10 protein-coding genes and 2 pseudogenes are annotated in these 9,265 nt (G+C 69.9%); 11 read left to right on the forward strand and 1 reads right to left on the reverse strand.

The window, feature by feature from the left end:
* A partial coding sequence (locus DMB66_RS44725; protein WP_148112825.1) for a winged helix-turn-helix domain-containing protein occupies nucleotides 1-451 on the reverse strand: 451 nt, incomplete at its 3' end.
* Nucleotides 452-887: 436 nt separating this feature from the next.
* Here DMB66_RS44725 and DMB66_RS44730 point away from each other — a divergent pair.
* The 11 genes and pseudogenes from DMB66_RS44730 to DMB66_RS44780 form a co-directional block, all read left to right on the forward strand.
* Nucleotides 888-1,133, forward strand: coding sequence for a DUF6284 family protein (locus tag DMB66_RS44730; RefSeq protein WP_233625288.1), 246 nt, complete (start codon nucleotides 888-890; stop codon nucleotides 1,131-1,133).
* Nucleotides 1,133-1,861, forward strand: a complete 729-nt coding sequence (locus DMB66_RS44735; RefSeq protein WP_125810204.1) for a DUF2637 domain-containing protein — start codon at nucleotides 1,133-1,135, stop codon at nucleotides 1,859-1,861. Before DMB66_RS44730 ends, DMB66_RS44735 begins: the two co-directional genes overlap by 1 nt.
* Before the next feature lie 89 nt (nucleotides 1,862-1,950).
* Nucleotides 1,951-2,414, forward strand: a pseudogene (locus tag DMB66_RS44740) (DUF3307 domain-containing protein).
* Nucleotides 2,415-2,433: 19 nt separating this feature from the next.
* Nucleotides 2,434-2,775, forward strand: coding sequence for a hypothetical protein (locus DMB66_RS44745; RefSeq protein WP_125810205.1), 342 nt, complete (start codon nucleotides 2,434-2,436; stop codon nucleotides 2,773-2,775).
* On the forward strand, nucleotides 2,772-3,059 hold the full coding sequence (locus DMB66_RS44750) for a hypothetical protein (protein WP_125810206.1): 288 nt from the start codon (nucleotides 2,772-2,774) through the stop codon (nucleotides 3,057-3,059). The genes DMB66_RS44745 and DMB66_RS44750 overlap by 4 nt, the downstream gene beginning before the upstream one ends.
* Nucleotides 3,060-3,069: 10 nt before the next feature.
* A complete protein-coding gene (locus DMB66_RS44755) occupies nucleotides 3,070-5,040 on the forward strand; it encodes an FtsK/SpoIIIE domain-containing protein (protein ID WP_125810207.1) in 1,971 nt (656 codons plus the stop codon).
* A 198-nt stretch (nucleotides 5,041-5,238) separates the two neighbouring features.
* Nucleotides 5,239-5,655, forward strand: a complete 417-nt coding sequence (locus DMB66_RS44760; protein WP_125810208.1) for a hypothetical protein — start codon at nucleotides 5,239-5,241, stop codon at nucleotides 5,653-5,655.
* A gap of 54 nt (nucleotides 5,656-5,709) precedes the next feature.
* Nucleotides 5,710-6,120 (forward strand): hypothetical protein, encoded by a 411-nt coding sequence (locus tag DMB66_RS63065; protein ID WP_199752985.1) that lies wholly within the window; start codon nucleotides 5,710-5,712, stop codon nucleotides 6,118-6,120.
* Nucleotides 6,121-6,183: 63 nt separating this feature from the next.
* Nucleotides 6,184-8,133 (forward strand): YfjI family protein, encoded by a 1,950-nt coding sequence (locus DMB66_RS44770; RefSeq protein WP_125810209.1) that lies wholly within the window; start codon nucleotides 6,184-6,186, stop codon nucleotides 8,131-8,133.
* A 326-nt stretch (nucleotides 8,134-8,459) separates the two neighbouring features.
* Nucleotides 8,460-8,648 (forward strand): AlpA family transcriptional regulator, encoded by a 189-nt coding sequence (locus tag DMB66_RS44775; protein ID WP_125810210.1) that lies wholly within the window; start codon nucleotides 8,460-8,462, stop codon nucleotides 8,646-8,648.
* Nucleotides 8,645-9,265: pseudogene (locus DMB66_RS44780) on the forward strand (integrase); the annotation flags it as partial. The gene DMB66_RS44775 and the pseudogene DMB66_RS44780, both read left to right, overlap by 4 nt.

Consider the following 9,265-nt stretch of genomic DNA (forward strand, 5'->3'; position numbering starts at 1 on the left):
TCGGCACCGTCATGTCGGAGATCAGAACCCGTACGGCGATTGTCTCGGGGGCAAGCCGGCCGCTGCGCACCTTGTCGAGGGCTTCGGCGACCGCGTCTCGCAGTGTCTCGCCGGAGAATCCCGCGAAGTCGATCGTGACGTGCGGTCGCTCAAAGGCGGCTTCGATGTGCGGCCGCAACTCCACCGCGAGCTGCGTCTGTGCGCGGACAAATGCGCCGCTGCCTTGCCGGGTCACGATCAACCGTTCGGTGCGAAGGATCTCTAGCGCGCGTTTCACCGTCTCCCGTGCCACGCCGTAGCGGGTGGCGAGGTCGGGCTGCGACGGGAGCTTGTCGCCCGGCTCGAGGCGACGCGTGAGGATGGCCGCGCGCAGCTTGTTGGCGATCTGCTGCGACGCCTGCTTCGGGTCATCGGGGTCTAGCTGGCCAAGGAAGTCAAGGTTCTCGGTCACCGCTACACGGTAGCGCTGACTAGCCAAGTTAGGGAAGTTCTCGTTTAGGTCTTGACCTGACTAGTCAGGTCGGCTTACGTTGATCTCGGCCGACCTGGCTAGCCAGGCAAGCCAAGAGGTCAGCAAGGACTGGGACGGCGGCACGTGCTGCCGCGCGCCATGACACCGCTGAGTCCGACTTGCTCTTTGACAACTGAACACGTGATCTTCGGGTTTGCCGGGGGTGTTCGGCCGTCGACGTGTACGGCCGCAAGACATGTCCGCCCATCGGCTCAACGTGAGCGCTGGCAAGCGCTTCACGCCATACCTCGCAGGTCACGCGGGCCGCGCTCATCAACGCGGCCCGTCCGCCATTTACCCCTGTTTCCGCTGGTCGGCATGCCGTAGCCGCGTCCGCGTCATCGGCGTGCCGACTCCCGTTCCCGGAGGACCTCCCGTGAAGAAGATCCACGTCATCACCGACGGCCCGTCGGCCGCCGACCTGGACGCGATCGAGGCCGAGTGGCCGCTGATCGCCGCCGAGCTGGACCTGCTGGACGCCGAAATCACCCTCATCTACGCCGCCGACCACGGCGGCCCAACCACCCTCGACCGCCGCCGGCTGCGCCGGGCCCAGGCCGCCGTTACCCGCGTCGCTGCCGAGCTGGCCGCGCGTCCCGCCGCCCGGAAGGTGGCCGCGTGATGGCGAACCTTGCGAGTCTCAAGCGCATCGGGTGGGGCGTCCGGGCGGTGTTCACCCTCGGCATCGCCGCATCGCTGGCCGGCAACGTGCTGCACGCCCAGAACAACATGATCAGCCAGGCCATCTCCGCCTGGTCGCCGCTGGCCCTGCTGCTCACCGTCGAGCTGATCTCGCGGATCCCGACCCGGGGCGGTATCACGTCGATAGCCCGGATGGCCGCTACCGCCGTCATCGCCGGTATCGCGGCGTGGGTGTCGTACTGGCACATGGCGGGCGTCGCCGCCGAGTACGGCGAGACCGGCGCGGCACCGTACCTGCTGCCGCTGTCGGTGGACGGCCTGATCGTGGTCGCCTCGGTCAGCCTGGTCGAGATCGGCGCCCGGATCCGCACGCTGACCGCCGTCGCCGACCCGGCCGCCGCGGTCACGGTGCCCGCCCCGGTGGCCGCGCCTGCACCGGCCCCGACACCCATGATCGAGGACGTCCCCGCACCGGCGCCGGTGGTCAAGAAGGCACCCGCCAAGCGCGTCACGCCGCGACCGGCATCGGCGGTGAAGGTCGCCAAGGTCGCCGCGAAGATGCCCGGCGCACCGGTCAAGCAGATCGCCGAAAAGGCCGGGGTTTCCCCGTCGACGGTCCGGCGTCACCTCGCCGCGTTGAGCGTCACCGACGCGTCACCATCCGCCCCGGTTGCTGCGGAAACGCCCGCACTCGCAACCGCTGCCTAGCTTCGCCCGGCGGCACGGCCCCAAGCCTGCAAGCAAGCGCCGTGCCGCCGGTCACCCCTAGCCCATTGCTGAACCTTGGGAGACCTCTGATGTTGCCAGAGACCGTCGCATCCGTCGCCACGTTCGCCGCCGTCTTCGTCGCCCTGTACGTCGCGCACCAGGTCGCCGACCACTGGATCCAGACCCAGCACCAGGCCGACTGCAAGGGCAACCCGGACCGGCCGGGCGGAAGGCCTGCGCCGCACACGTCGCCAGCTACACCGCTACCGCGTTCGGCTTCCTCGGCGCCCTCGCCCTGGCAACCGGCCTCGACCTGCACCCCGGCCCCGTCGCCGCCGGACTCACGATCTCGGCCGTGACGCACTACATCGCCGACCGGCGTACCCCGCTGCGGCGGCTGGCTGAGCTGACCGGCTCCGCGAAGTTCCACGCCCTCGGTACACCGAGGCCCGGCCGCAACGACAACCCCTCGCTCGGCACCGGCGCCTACGCCCTGGATCAGTCCTTCCACTACCTGTTCCTGTTCGTCGCCGCCCTCGTGATCGCCGCCTGAAAGCCGAGAGGACAACCCGATGAGCCTCGCCCCTTCCCTGCACCGTGATGACCTCGCCGACCGGATCGCTGACCTGATCACCGTCCTGGGCGACACCCCGGACCTGATCGCCTACCGCCTCGCCGAGGCCGGGATCACCGGCGACCGGGCCGACGCCACGTGCTGCCCGATCGCTAACTACCTGCTCTGCGCTGAGCCGTTGCTCGACACGGTCGACGTGCTCGGCGACTCGATCGACTACCGCGCGACCACCGGCGAGTCCGGCTCGCTGGCCGCCTCGGACGAGATCAACGACTTCATCAGCCTGTTCGACATCGACCGCTACCCGCACCTGATCACCCGTTCGGAGGTGACCCGATGACCAACCCCGACAACGGATCCGAACAGTTCGACTGGACCGCCGCCGAGTCCGACCTCGGCGAGGTCCTCGACCTGGACGCCGCCCGGTCCCGCCGCGACAACTCGACCGTGGTCCCGGCCGAGGTCCTGGACGACGCGTTGTCCGTGCCTGCCACCGGGGATGCTCTGGAGGTGCTGGAAGGCGAGATCGTGGCCGCGAAGGCCACGGACCCGCCGCCGGAGTTGAAGCAGTGGGCATGGGCGGTGGGCTGGCGGCACAAGGCCCATCGGCTGTGGACCTATTAAGTGGCGCTACTTGTGGAACACCATCGTGGTCCTCGGCGCCTGGAGTGTCCGCGCGTCCGGGTGGTGGTTCCGGGGGATCGCCCGCTCCGTCACGGATTTCTTCGCGTTCGTCGATGACCGCCAGGCCCTGGCCGTCGCCGACCAGGCCGCCGGGGCGGTCGACGGCAAGGCCGATGTCGACGCGTGGTTGAAGGCCCGCGCGGAGCGGCACCGGGAGGTCAAGGACCGCCGCCGGGTGGTCCGCTCCCGCACCATCCTGCCCCTGGCTGCTCTGGTCGGGCTGGTCGGGTTGCTGCTCTGGCTGGGCCGAGGCGACCTGATCGCCAGCAACGCCGGCCGAGCCGCGGTGACCGCGTGGATGGGGTTGGGGTGCTGGCTGGTCTGGTACGGCCGGGCCCGCACCGCGCCGTTCTTCCCGCAGTTCCGGGAGCCGTCGCCGTATCCGCCGGTCACCAACGACACCGTCACCGGCGCGCTGTTGGCCACCGGGATCACCCAGTTCCGGGACGTGGTCAAGGCCGGACACTCCCCGGTCGATGTCATCTTCCGCGACGACAGTGCGGGCGGGAAGGTCGCCGAAACCCACCCCATCCCCGGCGTGACCACGCAGATGGTGATGGCCAAGTCCATCGTCATCGCCGGTGCCCTCAAACGCCCACCCGCGATGGTCCACCTCTCGCAGGCCCCCACCGGTGTCCCCGGGCACGTGGAGATCCTGGTGTTGGACATCGACCCGGGCCAGACCAAGCCGAAGCGGTTCGCCTACCTCGGCAAGCCGGTCAACGTCGGCGCCCCCTGCACCATCGGTCACGACCCGCGTAACCGGCCCGTGCGGTGGCCACTGCCCGGGGCCAACGGCATCACCACCGGCACCCCCGGATCGGGCAAGACCGCGTATCTGATCGGGTTGGCGTGTCTGGCCGCCGCCGATGTCGACGGCGCCCAGCTGGCGGTGTTCGACTTCAAGGGCATGGGCGACTACGCCGAGCTGGAGCCGGTCTGTTACGCCTACGGCGCGGACGCCGACCCCACCGAAACCGCCCGCATGCTGGTCGACTTCCTCACCCTCACCACGCGGGAGGTCATCCGCCGGCGCCGGGTCCTGACGGATCTGAAGAAGGTCGGCTCTGACCTGCTCGACAACAACGCCGCCGCCCTGACCGACCGGCTCGCCCGGTCCAAGAAGCACACCATGCCGTGGATCCTGATCATCATCGACGAGATCCATGAGGGTCTGGCCGATCCGGTGTACGGCAAGGAGATCGCGGCCCTGCTGACGAACCTGATGAAGATCGGCCGGGCGTGCGGGATCCATGTCGAGATCGCCTCGCAGCGCACCGACACCGACTCCATCCCGACCTCGATCAGCTCCCTGCCGATCGTGCGGGTCGCGTTCCACCAGAACGGACAGCCGGGCAACGACATGATCCTCGGCACCGGCGCCTACAAGCGCGGGGTCGACGCGACCGCGTTCCGCCGGGGTGCCGCCGGCACCGCCGCCGACGACCGGGGATCCTGCTGGTACATCGGCTCTGAAGGCGGCGAGCCCGTCCGGGTCCGGACCACGTTCGTGCTCCCGGACGTCAAACGGATCGTGGCGTCCGCCCTGGCCGGACGGACCAAGGCCGGGACGTTGACCGGCGCGGCGGCCGGGATCGTGGAGCAGGTCGAGACCGCCCCGGCCCACCACGCGCTGGACGACGTACGGGCGGTGTTCATCGGCGACGAGATCGCCCTGCACGGGGATGTGATCTTCGCCCGGGTCGACACCCGACACCCCGGCCGGTGGAAGTCCCAGGCCGCACTGATGGCCGCGCTCAAGGCCGAAGCACCGGGCTGGAAGACCCCCACCGTCGACGTCGGACAGATCCGCCCCGCCGACGCCCCCGTCGATGCCGGACTGGAGAAGACCCGCAAAGGCATCCGCCTCAACCACCTCGAAGCGGCCATCACTGAGCGTGACAACAAGCGAGGCGACTAGCCCCGGCCCGGCCGGGCCGAACGGGCCCGGCCGGACCCCGGGATCATCTCGGCGGGCCGCGAGGCCTAGCGGGTGTCCCCGCGAGGCCTAGCGGGTCCGCTAGCCCCCACCCTCGCCCCCTAACCGAACCCCCACCTGCCGACTCGCCCCTAGCGGCCGGCACGGCGCCACACACCCAAAACAGTCCTGGAGGCCCTGGTGACCACCCCCACCCGCAACCCGCTATGGGCAATGTTCGCCCTGCTCACTGCCCTACTCTGGCTCGCCGCCCGGACGACCCCCGGCCTTGTTTTGATCACTGTGGGTAGCCTCGCGGGCTACCTCGGACACCCGTGGTGGGGCCTCGCGACCGCCGCCATCGGCGCGATGGTCTACGCCGAGCAGTGCTCCCGCACCCCCTACGCACCCTGCGCCCGATGCAAGGGAACCGGGCACCGCCGCAACCGCCGCAACCGCCCCTGTCGGCCGTGTCGGGGCAAGGGCGTGCGGATGCGGTGGGGACGCGCCGTGATGAACGCCTACCGCCGGGCCACCTACACCGCACCCTCGGCGCCCGCCGCCCGCCCGGCCCGGCCGCTCACCCCGGGAACCTACGCCGACACCGACCGGCACTGACCCCGTGACCCGCACACCCCGGCCGACCCGCAAGCAGAAGGCAGGCACCCGCTGATGGCTACCCGGACCATGGCTCGCATCCAGCGTGAGCCCACCGAGCACACCTCGTGGTGCACCCGCGATCACCGCCGCAACCTCGGCGAGCACCGCTCCGCCGACCTGATCGCCGACGGCATCGGCGGCCGGGCCGTCATCACCCGCATCCGCACCGGCAACATCGAGTACGCCGAGATCCGCGCCCGGATCCCGTTGCACAGCAACGAATCCGGCGCCCGCTGGCAGATCTCCACGACGTTGCGACTGATGCGCGAACTCGTGCGCCTGGTCGCCGTCCGGCCCGGCATCCTCCGCGCCCAGCACGACCGGCCCTCCGTCGACCGAACCGCAAAATCTCCCGTCAACCCGGTGGAGCTCCACACCACCTACAGGAGAACTTCCTGTTTGGACGAGCGAAAGGCTGCCTGATGCCCCGGACCAACACCCGCCGACGCCGCTAACCCGCCTGTTCCAATCGAAGGGAGCCGACCCATGTCGCACGCCGCGTTCGACCTGGCCGCCGAGCAGGCCGTCATCGGTGCCGCCCTGCTCGCCCCGACCCTGATGGCCGACCTCGCCGCCACCCTCGCCCCGTCCGACTTCGGCCGCCCGGCACACACGGTCCTGTGGGAGTCGATGTGCGCCATGCACGCCGCCAGCATCCCCACCGACCCGATCACCGTGACCGCGCACCTGGCCGAGGCTGGCGACCTCGGCCGGGTCGGCGGGGCCCCATACCTGCACACCCTGACCGCCGAAGTCCCGTCGGCTGCGAACGCCGGGCACTACGCCGCGATCGTGGCCAGCCACGCCAAACGGCGCAAGGTCGCCGACCTCGGCACCCAGCTCGCCCAGCTCGCCGCCTCCGGTGCCGACGCGGCCGAGGTCCTCGCCACCGGTCGCGCCCTGCTAGACGACGCCGACACCCCCGGCGGCTGGTCGCCGCTGATCCCGCTCGGCCGTGGCCGGCACCTTCCCCCGTTCCCCGCCGAACTACTGCCCGGGTGGCTCGCCGAGCAGGTGTTCGCCGTCGCGGAGTTCACCCAAACCCCGATCGACGCGGCCGGGAGCATCGCCCTGGCCTGTCTGTCCACCGCCGCTGGAGGCCGCGCCGAGGTGGAGGTACGCGGCTCCTGGCGTGAACCCACGAACCTGTTCACCGTCGTCGTGCTGCCGCCCGGCTCGCGCAAGAGCGCGGTGTTCGCCGCCATGGTCTCCCCGATCCTCGCCGCCGAGAAAACCCTGATCGAGCGGACCGCACCGGCCATCATCGAAGCCGAACTGATGGCCAAGGTCGCCGGGAAAGCCGCTGAGAAAGCGGCACTGGCCGCCGCGAACGCCAACGCGTCCGGCAGTGACACGCTGCTCGCTGAGGCCACGGATGCCGCGATGAAAGCCGAATCCATCACGGTGCCGGTCAAGCCGATCCTGGTCGCCGACGACGTGACCAGCGAAACCGCCACGTCGTGGCTCGCCGCCCAGGGCGGTCGGTTGGCGGTGCTGTCGCCGGAGGGCGGGATCTTCGCCACCATCGCCGGGCGGTACTCCGGCACCCCGAACCTGGAAGTGTTCCTGAAAGGCCACGCCGGAGACATGCTGCGGGTCGGCCGCCAGTCCCGCGACACCGAACACATCGACAAACCCGCCCTCACCATGGGCCTGGCCGTGCAGCCCGAGATCCTGCGCGACATCGCAGGCATGCCCGGCTTCCGGGGCCTGGGTTTGCTCGCCCGGATCCTGTTCTCCCTGCCGGAGAACACTGTCGGGTTCCGCACCATCGGCGCCGACTCCATCCCGACCCAGGTCGCCGCCGACTACCACGCCCGGCTGCACCACCTGATCCTCGCCCTCGCCAAGCAGACCGACCCGATCGTGTTGGCCCTCACCCCCGAGGCCAACGAACGGGTCCTGGACATCGAACGCGCGGTAGAGCCCCGGCTGCGTCCCGGTGCGGCATGGGCGCACATCGTGGACTGGGGATCGAAGTACACCGGCGCCGTGATCCGCATCGCCGGGCTGCTCCACCTCGCCGAGAACCTGCCCGACGGATCCGGACAATACGTCAGCGCCGACACCATCGAACGGGCGGCGATGATCGGGGAGTACTACGCCGCGCACGCCCTGGCCGCGTTCGACGACATGGGCGCCGACCAATCCACCCGCAACGCCCGACAGGTCCTGGCCTGGATCGAGCGCACCACCTCCACCGCGTTCACCCGGCGGGAACTGTTCCGGGCCGTGCAGTCCACCCAGCTCAAGACGATGGCTGACCTCGATCCGGTGCTCGCCGTCCTGGAAGCCCACGGCTACCTCCGCCAGCTCGACCCACCCGCCCCGAAACGCGCTGGGGGACGGCCGCCGTCGCCGAGCTACCTCGTACACCCCGACGTCCACCGGCCCGCCGCGACCGTGCACGCCCTCGACGCCCGGCGGGCCGCGTGATGGCCCCGACAGAACTGACACAACTGACACAACCCCCACGCGACACAGGTTCTGTCAGTTCTGTCAGTTGTGTCAGGCCCCTTTCGGCCGCCCAGCAACTCCCGGCCGCCGGAACGCCGACCCGCTCAGAGCCACACAGAGACTCCGGCCTATGCCTCCATACCGGGGCATTCCAGATCAAGCCCTCACGGCCCTCTGGACGGGCCGCTCGGAGCCCTCCTGCCAAATGTCGACTCAGACCCTCTGATGAGGACACCAACGCGCTGAAAGCCCATCACCGCAACGCTGACCGCCCCGCACGACCCCGCCAAGGGAGGCCGGACCCGATGGCACGCACCTTTCTGACCCTTGACGAATTCCTCGCCGAGCTGGAAGTCCCGCGTTCGACCTTCTTCCGCTGGAAGGCCCTCGGGCAGGCGCCCAAGACCTACAAGCTCCCCAATCGATCGATCCGCATCCGCCGCACCGATTACGACGCCTGGTTGTCGAGCCGTGAGGAGCCGCAGGCCGCATGAGTAGCTACGACGTTCGCGTCTACAAGATCGAGGAACGCAAGAGCAAGCGGGCAGGCAGGCCGACCTCCACCTACCGGGTCCGCTGGCAGGTGGCGGGGGAGCGGTTCGGGGACAGCTTCAAGACCAACGCACTTGCCGAGAGCTTCCGCGCGAAGCTGATCACCGCTCAGCGTGAAGGCATCGCGTTCGATGAGCGCTGCGGGCTGCCCGAACCGATGGCCCGTGCGCTGAACACCCGGAGTTGGTATGAGCACGTGGTGGCCTTCGTAGATCTGAAGTGGCCGCGCGCCTCGGCGAACCACCGCAAGGGCATCGCCGAGACGCTGGCCGGAGCAACAATGTTGCTGCTCTCCTCGACGCGAGGCATGCCGCCCGAGGCGACCCTCCGGAAGGCCATGCGTACCTACGTCTGCAACAAGAACCGACGCGACGCCGGACCGCCGCCGCCCGATCTCGCCTCGGCCGTCGCATGGGTGGAGACGAACACGGTCAACCTCATCGATCTCGCCGATGCGTCCCTCGTACGGAAGGTGCTCGACGGCCTGGCGCTGACGCTCGACGGGCGGGCCGCCGCTGCCAGCACCGTTCATCGCAAGCGGGCCGTGTTCAGCGGCGCA

This window comes from Actinoplanes sp. ATCC 53533 (genome assembly GCF_003947245.1).

What these genes read in the sequence shown, in the direction of transcription:
- DMB66_RS44735 (WP_125810204.1), top strand. Translation starts at nt 1,133, where the DNA reads ATGGCGAACCTTGCGAGTCTCAAGCGCATCGGGTGGGGCGTCCGGGCG.
- DMB66_RS44745 (WP_125810205.1), top strand. Translation starts at nt 2,434, where the DNA reads ATGAGCCTCGCCCCTTCCCTGCACCGTGATGACCTCGCCGACCGGATC.
- DMB66_RS44750 (WP_125810206.1), top strand. Translation starts at nt 2,772, where the DNA reads ATGACCAACCCCGACAACGGATCCGAACAGTTCGACTGGACCGCCGCC.
- DMB66_RS63065 (WP_199752985.1), top strand. Translation starts at nt 5,710, where the DNA reads ATGGCTACCCGGACCATGGCTCGCATCCAGCGTGAGCCCACCGAGCAC.
- DMB66_RS44770 (WP_125810209.1), top strand. Translation starts at nt 6,184, where the DNA reads ATGTCGCACGCCGCGTTCGACCTGGCCGCCGAGCAGGCCGTCATCGGT.
- DMB66_RS44775 (WP_125810210.1), top strand. Translation starts at nt 8,460, where the DNA reads ATGGCACGCACCTTTCTGACCCTTGACGAATTCCTCGCCGAGCTGGAA.